We start from the raw sequence: 17,069 nt of genomic DNA on the forward strand, positions 1-17,069 counted from the left end.
GCACTAATGTATTTTTCGACATTTATTTATCATATTTTCCAATTTTGTATTTCGTATGCGGAAAACTACGTGCACATAGCGCGACAAAAACAGCAATAGCAGCTGCCTTTAATATTAATCACAATTCACTTTTTGATTATATTCGGAATCTAGCGATTAGATATTTGGAATATAAGAAAAAGAAGTTTTAAAGACTTCCTTTTTCTCACTGCACATAATGAAATTACAGGTACATTGTGAAGGTATGTTGGAGCTATTCAAAACCTATATAAAATAAATTGCATTAATGTGCTGAAATTATACATCTTCAGCTCTAGCAATTTGTAGCATGAAAAATCCTGCAATCTGAAAGAGCAATGTTTCTACTACTTTTTCTTAATAGTATTAAAAATAGTAGCATTTTATATATTTATTATAGGATTTCTTTCTTACCACAGCGTAATGTCGTATTATTCAAAATTTATATAATTTATACCAGAAGAACAAAAAATAACATTATTAATTTTTATTGCCAATTTAGCTATGCATATGTTAATGTTTTCTTGTCGCGATATTGGTGCAATTATCAAACTATTATTCTTTCGTAATTATATTGTAGGAGGTATACATGTGACTTTATTTGCTAATTCTTCAAAACGAAAGCCAGGTATGTCTTTTGTTCTAACTATGGTGTTTATCGACATGTTATGTTTGGGAATCATTGTTCCGGTATTGCCAATTCTGGTTGGTACACAAACGTCAGATCCGAAGTTACAGGCATTCTGGTATGGGGCTCTGGTGGTAAGCTATGGGTTAATGCAATTTCTCGTTGCTCCTTTGTTGGGGGCGCTTAGTGATCGCTTTGGACGCAGACCCATTCTGTTGTTGTCGATCTTTGGTCTCGCAATTAGCAACTTTGTAATTGGAAGTGCATCGTCGCTATGGATATTGCTACTTGCTCGCATCGTAGCTGGTGCCACAGCAGCGAGTGATACCGCTTCCAATTCCTATGCCGCCGACATAACACCGCCCGAAGGCCGCGCTAAGGCATTTGGTCAATTCGGTATAGCGTTCGGAATGGGGTTTATCCTTGGGCCATTATTAGGTGGATTTTTAGCGAATATCGATATGCATTTACCGTTCTATGTTGTCGGAGGTTTAGCATGTCTTAATGGGCTCTACGGTCTATTCATGCTGCCAGAGTCACTTCCTGCGGATAAGCGCTCTTCATTCTCTCTGCGTAACATCAACCCGTTTTCCGCTCCTGTGGTATTGATGCGTCGGCGTGATATCGGTGTTCTGGTAGTTGTGTGGGTTTTCTTTCAGTTAGCATTCGCCATGATGATCGAGACTTGGGTACTCTACACAACCTTTCGCTTTGGCTGGAGTGCGAGCATGAATGGCCTAGCAATGTGCAGTGTTGGATTGGCCACCGCTATTGTTCAGGGAGGTCTGATGGGAGCGCTAGTTAAGCGTTATGGTGAGGAGCGTACAGTACTTATCGGTTTATTCATGGCAGTTGTCGGATATACATTGTATGGTCTTGCGCCTCAGGGATGGATGATGTTTCCGATAATTTTCGTATCATTAATAATGTATGCAACAGGACCTGCATTGCTCGCGATAGTGTCAAAAACAACAAAGCCGACAGAACAGGGTGCAATCATAGGTGCTTTAATGTCTGTGCGTATGTTGATGGTTGTGATCGGGCCGTTGATGGCCGTCCCGCTTCTTGGTTTGGTGGCGCATCAAGTGGGGAATCTGCCGCGTAGTGACATGCGTTTGGGCGTTGTGTTCTTTATATGTGCATTTTTACAGATCGTATGTCTCCTGCTAGGTTATCTTCGTTTCAGTCGAATGCGGAAGAAGTCTAATAATAGTGAAGTTGAGCAGGAAGTATACGTTTAGTGAATTATACGCGGACTACTGTTTAATTCTTAGCTAATGAAAGAGTTGATGAAATTGAAAGTATATAGAAATGCAGAAAGGTTTATGGGGGATTTCGCAAGTGATGGGGTTCATCTATTAGCGAGTGAGGATCCGGAGCTATTCGATTTACTCAATCTGGAGTATCGACGGCAGGTAAATACGCTATCTATGATTGCTTCATCCAGCATCGCGGATCCCTCAGTTCTTGCCTGCGAGGGAACAGTGTTGACTAATGTCACGACAGAGGGTTATCCTGGACAGCGTTTTCACGGTGGCTGCAAATATGTAGATGAAGTAGAGCGGATAGCAATCGAACGCGCCAAGTTAGCGTTCAATGCGCGCTACGCGAATGTTCAGCCGCACTCGGGATCGAGCGCTAATCAGATCGTTATGTTCAGTATACTTCGGCCGGGTGATCGTGTGCTCGGTCTCGGCCTCGATAGTGGTGGCCATCTCACACATGGTTCACGTGCATCTTTCTCTGGCCAGGTCTTTGAGTCGTTCGCCTACGGCCTCGACGAAACAGGACGTATTGATTATGATGAAGTACTCGATAAAGCGAAACGTCATCAACCTCGTCTGATAATCTGCGGTGCGAGTGCCTATCCTCGAATTATCGACTTTGAACGTTTTCGGCGAATTGCCGACGAGGTTGGGGCATTGCTTCTTGCCGATATATCGCATATCGCTGGACTGGTTGCTAGTGGAGTTCATCCGAGCCCAATTGATCATGCCCATTTTACTACAACTAGTACTTATAAGCAACTATTTGGTCCAAGGGGTGGCCTTATTATGAGTGGTCGCGACTGGGATAATCGAACATCTGAGCGTTCGGATACATTAGCCGAGATCATTCAGCGTGGTGTGTTTCCGCGAATGCAGGGCACACCGATGTTAAGCGAGATAGCAGCTAAGGCACGCGCCTTGGCAATGGTTAATACATCACAATTTCGTCTGCTCGCAAAGAACATTGTAACTAACGCTCGTGTATTGGCAGAAGAGCTGTCAGCTTTAGGCTATAGTGTGCTGACTGGTGGTACTGATAATCATATGGTGTTAGTAGATATTGGTGAACGCGGATTGTCAGGCGCAATCGCCGAACGCGCACTTGAAGAGTGTGGAATCATTGTAAACAGGAACAAAATACCCAATGACAAAAGAGGCTCGTTGATAACGAGTGGTATTCGATTTGGAACAAACACGCTAGCTTTGCGAGGCATGGATGCTACGATTATGAAAGACTGTGTGGCACTTATTGACAAGGTGCTTTCTAAAGTCGAGCCAATCGATGACACAGAATATAGAATCGACTCTTGTATCGTCGATGACGTGCAGACTGAAATCATGGCATTATGCAGACGTTATCCAATTCCGCAATATCCGCAGTGGACGACGTTTGATTAGCTGTGACAAACGACGAGGCTACATTGCGAATAAGAAGTATGTAGAGTTGTTGTATTAGTAGTTCTCTTTGAGAGGGGGAGAAGTTTATGAGTGAGATATCAGACCGTTTATCAAAATTATCAGAAGATCGGCAGACACTTTTCAATTCTTTACTATCGAAGAGTAAAACAAATGTAAATCGAATTTCAAGATATACACGATCTGGAAATATTCCTATGTCGCATGCACAGCAAAGGCTATGGTTTATCGATGAGCTAGATCCGGGGAATCCAGCCTATACTTGTCCTGTGCCGTTACGTCTTCGAGGACAACTAAATAAGCAATCTCTAATCGATAGTCTATGTGCAGTGGTCAGACGACATGAAGTGCTCAGGACAATATATGATATGCACGATGGTCGTCCCGTTCAGATAATTAATGATGATATTCCTTTGCAGCTGCAGCAGTATGACTTCTCGAAATTACAGCCGTCGGAGCAGCAAAACGCCATAGATCAGGTGATATTGCAAGACGCTACAACGCCTTTTAATCTGCGGCAAGGACCTATTATGCGCTCGATACTCATTTGCCTGAATTCAGAGGAACACGTTCTAGTGGTAGACATTCATCATATCGCCAATGATCATTGGTCAATTGGTGTACTCTTTCGCGAACTCGCTACTATATACAATGCGCGTTTAGGAGTAGGGAGTCAAAGTCTATTAGAGTTACCGATTCAATATGCCGATTACTCATTATGGCAGCATGAGCGGTTAAAAGGTTCAATGGGTGTAGAGCTTCTTAACTTCTGGAAGGATAAGTTGCAAGATCTTCAGGTTATCGATCTCCCGACAGATCATCCACGACCTGCGACTATATCACATCGGGGCGAACAGAAATATTTTCAGCTAAAAAAAGAGTTGGTATTACGTTTGCAAGAACTCGCTAAAAAGGAGAGAGCATCGCTATTTATGGTGCTGCTGGCCGCTTTTAAAGTTGTATTGGCACGTTACACTGGTCAGACTGATATCTCGCTGGGGTGCTCGATAACGGGACGAGATCGAGCAGAACTCGAAGGATTGATAGGTTTTTTTGTCAATACCATCATTCTGCGTACGCAATTCAACGATGATCCGAGTTTTGGTGAATTGTTGCAACGAGTGCGTTCGAACACACTAGAAGCATATGCTCATTCGGAGTACCCATTCGATCTACTTGTACAGGCGCTGAATCCACATCGATCGGCAGACCGCAACCCGTTGGTTTCTGTAATGTTCATGTTGGACGAGACACCGTCGGAGGTTGCCGAATTTCATGACCTCAATGCTACGTGGATGGAGCCAAGCTTTATAACAACGAAGTTTGATATATTGTTGAGTGCTCGCCCGTCCTCAGATGGTATATACGGTCATGTGCAATATAGCACAGATCTTTTCGAGCCAGACACGATCGAGCGATTGATCGAGCATTATATGAATGTTCTCGAAGCGATCGCCAATGATCCAACGACATGCCTTTCCAGGTTACCGTTATTGAGTGAGAAGGAAAGAAACACAATTCTAGTAAAATGGAACGACACAGCGGTTAACCTCTTATCCGATACAACGCTGCATGAGACGTTTACGCGCAGAGTAAAAAAGCAGAGTAATGCTACAGCAATTATATTTGGCAATCAGACCTATTGTTATGCAGATCTTAACGCAGCTGCAGAGAGATTATCGTCGTACTTTCGTGTTGTATGTACAAAACCAGAATCATTGATAGCAATCTCGCTGGAACGATCACCGGAATTTGTTATAGCGATTCTTGCTGTACTTAAATCTGGACGTGCTTATGTACCACTTGATCCTGCACACTACACTGATGAGCATCTTATTAATACAATACGACAGGTTGGTGCTCAGACTCTTGTCTGTCGACGTAAGAACGCGCTCGGTGCAATACCCAACGAATCTATTCGGACGATATACATAGATGACTTCATCGGAGAAGAAATGAATCTTCAAAGATACGGCGATTCGACTGATAGCTTAAATAACTTCGCTTTAGCAGAGGCACACGATAAATCACGATCAAGCGATAAACAACATGAATATATCAATAGCGAGTCGCTATCCTATGTTATCTGCAGTTCCGGCTCTACCGGAAGAGCTAAAGCAATAGCAATTAGACATCGTGGTGTTCTTAATAACCTTCTCGACCTAAATCAACGATTCGAAGTGGGTTACGGTGATCGAGTACTCTTTCTATCATCACCCAGCTTCGATATGTCTGTCTATGAAACGCTGGGAATACTTATTGCGGGAGGGGCGCTGGTAATTCCAGAATCCGCCTCGTTGAAAGAACCTACACACTGGTTGGATCTACTGATTAAAAACGAAGTGACCATCTGGAATTCAGCACCGGCATTGCTTGAGTTACTAGTCGCGGAACTGGAGCGAGCTAAAAATATTTTTCTCCCAAAACTGCGTTTGGTTCTGCTGGGCGGCGACTGGATCCCGGTGTCATTGCCCGATCGTTTACGGGTGTATGCACCTGATGTGAGAGTCATTGCTCTTGGCGGTGCTACAGAAGTATCGATTCATTCAACAATCTATCCAGTGGAAAAAACTGAGGAAAGCTGGACCAGTATTCCGTACGGAAAGCCGATGGCCAATCAACGTGTTTATGTTCTTGACCAATGGATGCAGCCAACTCCTGTAGGGGTTCCCGGAGAACTGTACATCGGAGGTATTGGCCTGGCACGTGGATACATCGGTCTACCAGAACTCACGGCAAAGCGCTTCGTCGAGTGTACCTTGTTGGATCAGCAACCAGAGAAGCTCTTTAGAACAGGTGATCTTGCGCGATGGAACCGAGATGGTGTTCTCGAGCTTATTGGACGTATAGATTTTCAGGCAAAGATTCATGGGCTGCGTGTAGATTTGAGTGATATTGAATCTGTACTGTGCTCTTGTGAAGGCATCAAAGAAGCTGTCGTCATCGCGAACAGCAATGATAAACGTGGCGCGTCATTGACGGCGTATTATGTACCAATATCGGGTAGAGAAGTCATTGGGACAGAGTTGCGTCAGAATCTCACACAGATTTTACCGATATACATGATACCTTCTTCATTCCAAAAGATAGACAGCCTTCCAAAGAATAGAAACGGAAAATTGGATCGACTCGCTCTGGCAAAACTTACACCTCACTCAAATGAAGCGACCCGACAGGAACCGACTGACACTCTCGAGGCTATGATCTTAACTTCGTGGAAAGAGATTCTCGGAATCGATGATGTTGGAATCGATGACGACTTTTTCGAAATAGGTGGCGATTCGTTCTCTGCAATTCGACTATCGCGCAGCATCGAGGGTGGTCTGCCTGTTGTAGAACTATTTAAGCATCGCACAGTTCGTATGTTAGCGAACTATTTAAGAAGCTCAAGTTCATGTGAGGTGGAGTTGCTGCATCTGTTGACGCCAACATCAGGTCAGAACACTATTTCGTTGGTGTGTGTCCCGTATGGCGGTGGAAATGTTTCTGTCTATCAATCGCTAGCCGATGTGATTCCATCACACATAGCACTGTGGTCAGTTGCTCTGCCGGGGCATGATCCAGGTCGTATTGGTGAAGCGTTTGCATCCTGGGAAGATATAGCTGATAACTGTTGCCGCGAGATTATGGAGAAGATCGATGGTCCAATAGCCATTTATGGTCAATGTTCAGGATCATCCATAGCAGTTTATCTCGCGCATTTATTGGAGGAGCGTGGACGTGATGTTCGCGCGGTATATGTAGGTGCCGCCTTACCTGATATCGATCCAGCAGGCACCGCAGAACGTGGCAATTCGACATCAGACGACGAGTTACAGGTGTATCTTAAGATGATAGGTGGATTCGATGGCGCGCTCGATGGCGGAGAGATGAAGGAAATTATCGCAGCAGTAAGACATGATATGTTGGAGCATGCACGTTTTTTCGAAAAAAGCTATCGCGAAGCACTTTTCAAGCTGCGTACTCCACTTCATTGTATATTAGGCGAATGTGACATCATAACCAACGAACAGGAAGATCGTGCTGCGGATTGGAAGTCCTTTGCATTAGACGTTAGGAGTTCAAAGATCTCGCAAGGAAATCACTATTTCGTCAAGCATGAAGCCATGCAACTAGCGAATCTATTGGCTGTCGAACATCCGTTGGATACTGTAACAAAGAGATAAAAGTCTATCCTCTCGTAAAACCCAAGGTATATGTCAATCTATACGCTGGATAATTGTCGAACGAGTAACTTTATAAGGAGCCGGATGCGTGAAATCCACACGTCGGATCTGTTGGGGATTAATGTCGTAAGGCATTAATCTAACCGACCACTTAAAGAAAGAAGGTATTTGCATGAACAATACAACAAATATCGATAATCTTATTAAGGCACTCGGTCATCTCTCCTCACAGGAACGCGCGCGAGTTTTTGCTCGTTTGCGTACCGAGAAAGCGCGTGATTTCGCGACTTTATCTAGCGATGAATCGACGCTTCGACGCGTGGCTTCTCCAGAACCAATTGCTTCTTTCTGGCAGGAGCAGATGTGGTATTTGGAACAGCTCTCACCTGGCTTACCGACTTACAATGTCCCGTTTCGTTTCAATTTACAAGGACCGCTTAATGTGACGGCGCTAACTGCGGCGCTTAGCGAAATTGAACGACGACATGAATCGTTAAGAACGACATTACAACTTCGTCAGGGAAAGATTGTTCAGGTCATTGGCCCAGTACGTTCTATGGAACTATCTGTGACTGATCTGAGTGAAGAGAAGGATCCTAATCATTCAGCCACCGAGTTTGCGGAGAAATTCATGCAGATCTCTTTAAACCTTGCTGAGGGGCCGCTTTATCGCGTGCATCTCTTACAGCTTGACAAGGCTCGGCTCAAGCATGTTCTACTTTGGGTCGGTAGTCATGGAGTCGCAGATGGATGGTCGCTAGGGATAATAATTCGCGAGTTAATCTCGCTATATGGCTCCTTCTCTCGAGGAGAGGAACCTAATCTTGATGAGCTTCCCATTCAGTTCGGTGACTTTGCTATCTGGCAGCGGGAAAGTCTCACCGGTGAGGCGTATGATCGTATCTTAAATTACTGGAGAGAGCAACTTAAAGGCTGTGAATCGCTCTGCGTAGAAACTGATTTTCCGCGACCATCTATTCAGAGTATGAGGGGTAGCACGTGTCGTTTTTTTATTCCGCAACAGACAGCAAATAGTATAGCGAAGATCAGCAAGCGTTGTGGGGTCACACCGTTTACCATACTGCTTGCAGCCTATCAGTTGCTGCTCGTAAGTCGTACAGGACAAAATGAATGTGTTCTAGGCACAGGAATTACTGGACGAACGAAATCGGAACTAGAAGCTCTGATCGGATCTTTCGTAAACATCATCGTAATTCGTACGGATATGTCGGGAGATCCAACTTTCATTGAACTAGTGGATCGGGTTCGGCATGTGACACTGGATGCCATTGCACATCAGGATCTCCCGTTTGGCAAACTGATTCAGGAGCTTGCTCCAGAGCGAGATCATAGACGACCGCCGTTGTGTCAAACGATGTTTCTGTATGGCAGCACTCCTCTACTGGATAAAGATATACAACTGACGTCTGATCTTGGTTTAAGCTGGGATGGTGTTTCGACGTCGACCGTGAAATTCGATTTTGAACTAGCTATTGACGAACAACCTAATGGGCTATCGGGACGATTTGATTATGGCATTGATCTTTTCCAAAAGGAAACTGCGGAGGCTTTCTGCAACGACTATGTGCAGATTGTAGAGGCGATCGCTCAGCAACCCGAATTACGACTGTCTGATCTTTGCCCGATGATTTATAAAAAGGTAACAAGAGTCAATAATAATACGTCGAACGAAAGCGCAAACATACATCAATCGGCATTATTTACTAATGTATCTGCAGAAGCAGAAATGACCACTACTGAATCCGCCATTGCTAAGGCGTGGTCAAGCGCGCTCGGTGTCGATGGTATACAAAGAACGGACGAATTCTTTGCTGTAGGAGGACACTCGGTTATGGCGGCACAGATGGTGGCGCAGTTTCGGGAACAATTCGACATTGATCTGACGCTACAGCTTTTTTTAGAAAATACAACGGTATGTTCGCTTGCTAATGTAATCGAGCGATTGACAATTCAAACATTAGATCAAGAGCATATACTATCTCTGCTCGATCGCGTTGAACAGTTGTCAGAGGCTGAAGTTGCCGATTTGATTAAGCAGCATGAGAGGATAGAGTCGGCTTTCTTGCAGAATGAGAAGGCATACAGTATCGAAGATACTGATCAGCAGCTATCGGAGAATATGAAAAAAAATCGATTCAGTGTATCAGATATACCGGAGGGACGGTAATGATGATGACAAAGTCGACAAACTGGTTACTTCGAGAACCCAATCCTCATGCTGAGGCAAGATTATTTTGTTTTCCGTTCGCTGGAATTGGCGCCTCGGCATATCGCCTCTGGCCGATATTATCAGAAAAATATGAGGTATGTTCAGTGCAACTTCCTGGACGTGAGAACAGAGCTAGTGAATTCACATACAAAGATATAGAAGACTTAACGAACGATCTGCTTCCTGAACTTCTTCCCTTTCTTGATCGGCCGTACGCTCTATTTGGGCACTGCATGGGGGCACTATTGGCATATGATCTCATTTTAAAGCTTATGCAGCAAAATGTTCGTATGCCTGAACATCTCTACGTCTCTGCATCGCGCGCACCACATTCGAGTCATCGCGGGCCTGTACATTTGACTTTGTCGGATGCCGAGTTAGCGAGCATCTTGCAGGACACTACTTTGGCACTTATTGATCCGAAGCTGTCGTCAATACTTCTGCCACATACCATCCAGCTTCTTCGCAAGGATCTCGCAATGTGTGATCGTTATCAACCTACGCCTTGCGTAATATCCTGTCCGATCACGACCTTCGCGTGGCGGGATGATCAAGGGATGCCATTCGAGGAGTTGCAAGGCTGGCGTGCGTATAGCGATGTATCGGAGTACCTGGTAGACGGAGATCACTTCGCAGTACAGAACGCATCGAGCACGCTACTGCCAATTATTGATGCTGACTTGCGCAGATACACAGTGACAGTCTCAGAATAAAGATTTAAACAAAATATAATATTAAATTGGAGAATAACATGAAGGATGACAGCGAAAAGGTTATAGCGAACAGAGAGATATCACAGTATCAGCATGTCGTCTCTGCGCTTGAAGCTTTAGATGATGTGCGCGAAGCACAAGTGTTTCAGGTTGGAAGTGACTCTAGTGCACGATTGGTTGCGTTACTGGTTCCTGTGAATGATACTATAGCTTTCTCTTTGTTACGGCGGCAACTGCATGAGGTATCGTCAGAGGTGCCAGTACCTGAAGAGTTGATTATAGTCGATTCGATCGGCAAGAATATCTCGTCACGTGAACTGCTCAATATGTATGAAGAAATCTTCAAACAGGAATCTGTCTACGTTAAACCATGCAATGCTATCGAGGCGTACCTCGTAAAACTATGGGGAGAGTTGCTCCCAGTGGGAAGAATCAGTGTTACAGATGACTTTTTCGCGCTAGGCGGACACTCACTGCTTGTAGCGCAGATGCACTTTGCGATCGAACGTGATATGGGAATGTACATGAATTTTGAACTTATGTTGCGTACTAGCGTACTATCGGAGTTGGCACTGATCATGACACAGATGAAGAATGAATCTAAGCTGTGAATGAATAATATGAACTCACTATTTTTATTAAAAATGGGTATTTACTTGACTAACACATCTACCAGTCCTTGTGGTCAAACCATTGATCTTGCATCGCCGATTTGACATTCGTCAACTTCAATAATGCCGGTCAGTGTTGCTCGTGTCGGGTTGACCATCGCATACCTTCGATCATCAACCGGGTTGTGAACTCGCTAAATGTCATCGGGTACTTCTTGTAGGCATGTTAGTCAAGTAAAGACCCATTTTATTATTTTTAAGAGGAGGAAATAGTATATGAATATTGACATATTGAAGCACGATGAGCAAGAACGATTCGAACCATTCCCACTTAGCGACATGCAACAGGCTTTACTGATCGGACGCGGCAGTGTAGTGGAATTCGGTGATGTGGGATGTCACGCGTACTTTGAACACGAATCTAATAATTTGGATCTGAAAGCATATGAGAAGGCATGGTCACGGCTCATCGAAAGACATGATATGTTGAGAGCAGTCTTTTATTCAAATGAAACACAGCAGATTCTTCGTGAGGTTCCACCTTTTCAAATTCAAGTTATTGATCTTCGGGAGGAATCAGCGGATAAAGTTGAAGAAAAGTTAAGCGAAATTCGCGAACGCATGTCTCATCAAGTGCTGCCTGCGGACAAGTGGCCATTATTTGAGGTAGATGTAGCTCTTCTAAAAGATAATGGCTTTCGCTTGTTCACCAGTATCGATCTACTGATTATGGATGCCTGGAGTTACTTTCAAATCATTCTGCCGGAGTTGATCGAGTTTTACAATAATCCAGACCATGAATTTCCAGAAATTGAGGTTACTTTTAGAGATTACATAACAAAGGTTGAGTCAGTACTCGAGAATTCAGAAGAGTATCAATTGGCGAAAGATTACTGGATGAAACGGCTACCGACACTGCCACCAGCTGCCAATCTTCCGCAGGTGTCGACAATCGATCCGAATACAGAAATCAAGTTCAACTCGCGTGGATATGTAGTTAATGAGAAAGAGTGGTCTGAAATCAAGTTACATGGACAACGCTTGGGAGTGACGCCATCAGTCATCATGGTGGCCGTCTTTGCCGAAGTCATAAGGAAATGGAGCGACTGTGACGCATTCACCATCAACTTTCCTATTTATGACCGCAAACCTGTGCATCCGCAGATCAGTAAGGTCCTTGGGGACTTCACCAATAATCTGCTAGTGGCTATCGAAAAAAGTGATGGTACTTTTGCCGAGCGTGCCAAGTCGATACAGGCGCAAGTGGTTAAGGATTTAGAATATCGTCAGTTCAGTGGCGTTCGCGTTTTGCGTGAGTTAATGCGGTTACAGAAGGGCGTAAGAGCAATGGCGCCTATCGTCATTACAAGCTTGTTAGGACATCCAACACGATATGAGATGGCAAGCTTCGGTCGCGAGGTACACGCTATCACTCAGACGCCACAGGTGTTACTGGACTTTCAAATTTCTGAGTTTGAGGGAGAGCTGCGTTTCAACTGGGACTCTCTAGATGCCTGTTTTCCAAAGGGAATGCTCGATGATATGTTCGAGGTTTACTGCACTATATTGCACCAACTTGCTCAGAATGAGAGCTGGGTCCAAGAAAAATTCGAGATGCTTCCTGAGTGGCAGATCAAGCAACGCGATGAAATTAACGCAACCGATGCAGAAGTGCCCGACATGCTTCTTCACGAGATGCTGGCGGAAGTGACACGAAATGAGCCAAACTCTATGGCGGTGATTACGAGTTCGAGACGACTTACTTATTCCGAGCTTAGTCATCGTGCTAATCAGATCGGTCGAAAGCTGCGAGAGCTTGGTGCTCGGCCGAACGAGCTGGTAGCGATAGTAATGGAGAAGGGGTGGGAGCAATATGCGGCGGTTTACGGCGTGCTCGTTGCTGGGGCAGCTTATCTACCCATCGATCCGAATGTACCGCAAGAGCGATTAGATTTTATGCTGAAGGAAGGCGAAGTGTCGATAGTACTCACACAATCAGTAGTGAATCAGCGGCTCCAATGGCCCGAAGGATTGCAACGATTCTGTGTTGATCACGACTTCGATGGAGTGGATGACAGTCCTTTAGAAAGTATCCAAACGTCGGATGATCTGGCATATGTGATCTACACATCAGGATCTACTGGTATGCCGAAGGGTGTAATGGTCGCGCATCGCGGTGTGATTAACATGCTGTTTGACATTCAAAAGCGATGCAGTCTGAGAAAAGGAGATCGGGCATTCGCAATTTCGTCTCTGCAGCATGATGCTTCTGTCTTTGATGTCTTTGCAATAGGTCTGGGTGTAGGTAATGTCGTTCCTGATGCCCTTCCTAATCCGGAACCAGCACATTGGATGGAAATGATCTCCGCAGAGAATGTAACGTTTTGGAACTCGGTTCCAGCGTTCATGGACATATTGATATCGTATATTGAGGGTAAGAATAGGTATCAATTAAAAACGCTTCGGCAGGTAGTGCTGTCAGGAGATTTCATTCCTATGTCAATGCCCGATCGCTTACGAAGCGTAGCGCCTGAGGTGAATATTCTTAGTGCTGGCGGCCCAACAGAAACCATCGTCTGGTCTATTAGTTATCCGGTCGGTACCGTCGATCCGAAAGGGGTTAGTATTCCTTACGGACGGCCAACAACAAATCATCACTACTTCATATTAGATAAGCATCTTTCAAATCAGCCAGTATGGGTGCCAGGGGATATGTATGACGGGAGCAAGATTGGTCTTGCTAAGGGGTATTGGCGCAATGATTCTCTGAGTGATCAGCGTTTTATCACGTTGCCAGGAACTGGCGAACGAATATATGCCACAGGTGATGTTGGGCGATATCTGCCAGACGGAAACATTGAGATTCTTGGTCGTAACGATTTTCAAGTGAAAATACATGGACAACGGATAGAGCTATGCGAAATAGAGGCCAGTCTGAAAATGCTGGAAGGAGTTCTTTCAGCAGTAACGGTTGTTGTGGAAGGACAATCCGAACATAAATGGATTGTGGCGTTTGTCGTAGCAATAGCTGATGCCGAGCAATCACTTGAACCAAGTGTACTTAAGGCAGCTCTCGAAATGAAACTACCCAATTATATGATTCCATCACACATCGTGATACTTGAATCGTTGCCGCTCAGCGTCAATGGGAAGATTGATCGGCGACGATTAATGAAGATGGCGGAAGAGTATACCAGCAACGATTTGATAGTCGGATATGTCGCTCCTCGAACAACATTAGAGGCCATTGTTGCATCTTTAATGGCCGACGTGCTTAATTTAAACCAAGTCGGTGTAATGGACAATTTCTTCGATCTGGGAGGTGATTCAATAAGCGCAACGCGACTGAATAATCGTATCGAGGAGATGTTAGGCGTAAGTATGCCTCTTTCGACACTGTTTACTAAGCCGACGGTTGAAGAAATTTGTCATTTTATGAAGCGCGGAGACAATGTAGATCGACTCGACGCGTTTACTGAAATGTTTTCTGAAATAGGCATTAATGAGCTGAATCGTGTCGTTGCTGACTTGAGAAAAGAGGCATAGGATACATGTTAAATAAAAGGTTTGGCTAAAATCGATGGAAATACGAAAGGGATATTCATGTTGGGAACGATTGAGCTTTCGGAACAAGAGATACGGCGTCTACGACTACGTGCTCAACATTTGTTGATAGATACTAAGTCAGAAATCTCAAATATTGCGCAACTTCTACAGACGATTTGTGGAGTACAGGCACAGTATCCATTTGACGCGGCACTCGCACTTCGCGTGCGCATGAACAATTTAACCTCAAACGAATTGAAGCAGACTCAGATTGAGGAGAGAACTATCGTGCGCACTTGGTGCATGCGAGGGACATTGCATCTTCTTGCAGCAGAGGACTTTCACTGGCTCATTGGTCTTCATGGAAAGACATTTATTCAGAAAAGCCAACGACGCTATGAAGAGCTGGGATTAAACGAAAAGTTGTATTCTAAGAGCATCGAAAAGCTCTATGCGGTACTCGCACAGAGCGAACCGCTTACACGCGATGAAGTGATAGACTGTCTTATGACACAAGGCATCAATCTTGAGGGTCAGGCATCATATCATCTTTTACGACGTGCCGCACTCGATGGTTTGATATGCTTTGGGCCCGATCGGGATGGCGACCCAACATATGTGCTGGTAGAGAACTGGCTGAACGTTGTATCTCAACCCTTATCTAAGGAGGAGGCCTTAGCTAAACTTGCAAGACGCTATCTTGAAGCATATGGACCTGCCAGTTTGGCGGATCTCGCCAACTGGTCGGGTCTTCCAATGAAAGCGTTGCGTCAGGGGTGGGAGAGCATATCTCATGAGATGATCGAAGTGAGAGTCGCGGATCGACGGTTGTCTTTGCTTGAGACACATGTTTTCTCTAACGAATCAAAAGTTGAAGATCCTACTGTGCTTCTCGTGCCAGCATATGATTCCTATCTGTTAGGGTATCACGATCGAGAGCTAATTCTGGCAGCATATGCAGCAAAGGATGTATACCGAGGTGGAGGACTTTTAAGACCGGCGATTCTAATAGACGGATACATTGTCGGTTCGTGGGAGATAAAGAGGTATCAGCGCCGTATAGAAGTAAGAATAAATGCATTACGAGAGATAGTTGAACCCGTTCAGAACGAAATCAGCATCGAAGTACAGAATGTAGGTAAATTTCTCGGTATGGATGCAGAACTAATACTGTGATATAGGAAATGAAATGAGAAAATGAAAAATAGTTTTCGCTATTTATAATCTTAATAACAGGAGAAAATAATGATATCTGACGAATTAATCTCGCATAATGGAGAAGTTGTTGATTCACCTACAGCGTGGTTCGGCGGTATTACAGCAGCGACACCGCTCGAGAGTGAGCACAGAAAATCTCTGAACTTTTGGAAGTTTGCGGTCGCACCACAACATGGCGAGATTGCTGATTGTGCGAATGAACTGATGCGTCGATATGCACAGTACATACCTGGAAGCGACGAAAGTAGCAAGTTTCTGTTATCACTCGTGCTGGAATGTCGTGAACGAATTCGCAATACGCTTCTTTCGTCCGCTGATCGTGATCATTGTAATATTGAATTTGTTCCAAACATGTGTAGAGGTTTGGAAATTGCGTTGTGCAGAATTAAAGGATTGTCTCGTATCATATTGTCACCGTTCGAGCACCCGTCTGTGCTGGCTGTTGCACGTTGGTTGGCTAACATCATAAAAGCTGATGTATGTCAGTTGCATTTTGAAGCGACGGATTATCTCTTATCACGTAGTGAACAGGAAAAAAAACTGGTCAATATGATTCAAGACAAGCTGCAAAATAGCGGTGAACCTACCGCACTCATCCTGAGTGTGGTCAGCTATGCCACTGGGCTAGCTATTCGAACGGAGGAAATTATTAGCCGTTTACGGGGGATAGATGATTCATCTTTATATGTCATACTGGACGGTGCCCATGCAGCGGGTAACTACATTTATGATATGGATATACATAAATGTTGGGCTTATGTAATAAGTGTTCACAAATGGCTTTTGTCGCCTGAGCCATGCGGCATCATTATTACACCGAGACCAGTGAGTGATGAAGAGGTTTCCTATGATGCGTGGAGCCGTTCTTTTCCTGCCACCACTACGAATGTGCGCGTCTTCGCCAGTCTTGTAAGTAGTCTCAGAGCCATAGACAGAGTTGGTTTGGAAAACTGGCGTGCACACTCCATACGCTTACGGGATCATTTCATCCAACGCATGCAATCTCGATTATCTGTAATTGGATATAGCAACGGGATGGAAATGACCTCGTTTGTAGCAGTGCGTCCGGACTCGGGATATCGCTGGAGATGGGGAATTGAAGATCTAGGTAAGTTTTTAGAGCAGCACTCAGTGTATCTATTATTGCTATCCATTGATCCAGAGACACCCTGGATGCGAATCGCATTTCCGTACACATTACACATTCAACAGGTGGACGAGCTTTGTGATATTTTAAACACTAGTCTGGAATAGG

The 17,069-nt window shown here is 44.6% G+C and carries 9 protein-coding genes; all 9 read left to right on the plus strand.

The window, feature by feature from the left end; genetic code table 11:
* Window positions 1-609 precede the first annotated feature (609 nt).
* Entirely contained in the window at window positions 610-1,887 is a 1,278-nt protein-coding gene (locus tag ACAN54_RS26275; protein WP_379162604.1) for an MFS transporter, read from the plus strand.
* Between the two features lie 36 nt (window positions 1,888-1,923).
* On the plus strand, window positions 1,924-3,312 hold the full coding sequence (gene glyA, locus ACAN54_RS26280) for a serine hydroxymethyltransferase (protein WP_379162607.1): 1,389 nt from the start codon (window positions 1,924-1,926) through the stop codon (window positions 3,310-3,312).
* An 86-nt stretch (window positions 3,313-3,398) separates the two neighbouring features.
* Window positions 3,399-7,496, plus strand: a complete 4,098-nt coding sequence (locus tag ACAN54_RS26285; RefSeq protein WP_379162610.1) for an amino acid adenylation domain-containing protein — start codon at window positions 3,399-3,401, stop codon at window positions 7,494-7,496.
* Between the two features lie 172 nt (window positions 7,497-7,668).
* Window positions 7,669-9,684 (plus strand): condensation domain-containing protein, encoded by a 2,016-nt coding sequence (locus ACAN54_RS26290; protein ID WP_379162615.1) that lies wholly within the window; start codon window positions 7,669-7,671, stop codon window positions 9,682-9,684.
* Entirely contained in the window at window positions 9,684-10,439 is a 756-nt protein-coding gene (locus ACAN54_RS26295) for a thioesterase II family protein (protein WP_379162618.1), read from the plus strand. The genes ACAN54_RS26290 and ACAN54_RS26295 overlap by 1 nt, the downstream gene beginning before the upstream one ends.
* A gap of 254 nt (window positions 10,440-10,693) precedes the next feature.
* Window positions 10,694-11,050: a phosphopantetheine-binding protein gene (locus ACAN54_RS26300; protein WP_379162621.1), complete on the plus strand. Its 357-nt coding sequence runs from the start codon at window positions 10,694-10,696 to the stop codon at window positions 11,048-11,050.
* Between the two features lie 276 nt (window positions 11,051-11,326).
* Window positions 11,327-14,596 (plus strand): non-ribosomal peptide synthetase, encoded by a 3,270-nt coding sequence (locus ACAN54_RS26305; protein WP_379162623.1) that lies wholly within the window; start codon window positions 11,327-11,329, stop codon window positions 14,594-14,596.
* A 21-nt stretch (window positions 14,597-14,617) separates the two neighbouring features.
* Window positions 14,618-15,772 (plus strand): winged helix DNA-binding domain-containing protein, encoded by a 1,155-nt coding sequence (locus ACAN54_RS26310; RefSeq protein WP_379162626.1) that lies wholly within the window; start codon window positions 14,618-14,620, stop codon window positions 15,770-15,772.
* 69 nt (window positions 15,773-15,841) lie between these two features.
* Entirely contained in the window at window positions 15,842-17,068 is a 1,227-nt protein-coding gene (locus tag ACAN54_RS26315) for an aminotransferase class V-fold PLP-dependent enzyme (protein ID WP_379162629.1), read from the plus strand.
* Window position 17,069 lies beyond the last annotated feature (1 nt).

It is taken from the genome of Paenibacillus diazotrophicus (genome assembly GCF_042610465.1).

Excerpts from the sequence above, each read along its gene's own strand:
- glyA (WP_379162607.1), top strand. The coding sequence starts at position 1,924 with ATGAAAGAGTTGATGAAATTGAAAGTATATAGAAATGCAGAAAGGTTT.
- ACAN54_RS26285 (WP_379162610.1), top strand. The coding sequence starts at position 3,399 with ATGAGTGAGATATCAGACCGTTTATCAAAATTATCAGAAGATCGGCAG.
- ACAN54_RS26290 (WP_379162615.1), top strand. The coding sequence starts at position 7,669 with ATGAACAATACAACAAATATCGATAATCTTATTAAGGCACTCGGTCAT.
- ACAN54_RS26295 (WP_379162618.1), top strand. The coding sequence starts at position 9,684 with ATGATGATGACAAAGTCGACAAACTGGTTACTTCGAGAACCCAATCCT.
- ACAN54_RS26305 (WP_379162623.1), top strand. The coding sequence starts at position 11,327 with ATGAATATTGACATATTGAAGCACGATGAGCAAGAACGATTCGAACCA.
- ACAN54_RS26315 (WP_379162629.1), top strand. The coding sequence starts at position 15,842 with ATGATATCTGACGAATTAATCTCGCATAATGGAGAAGTTGTTGATTCA.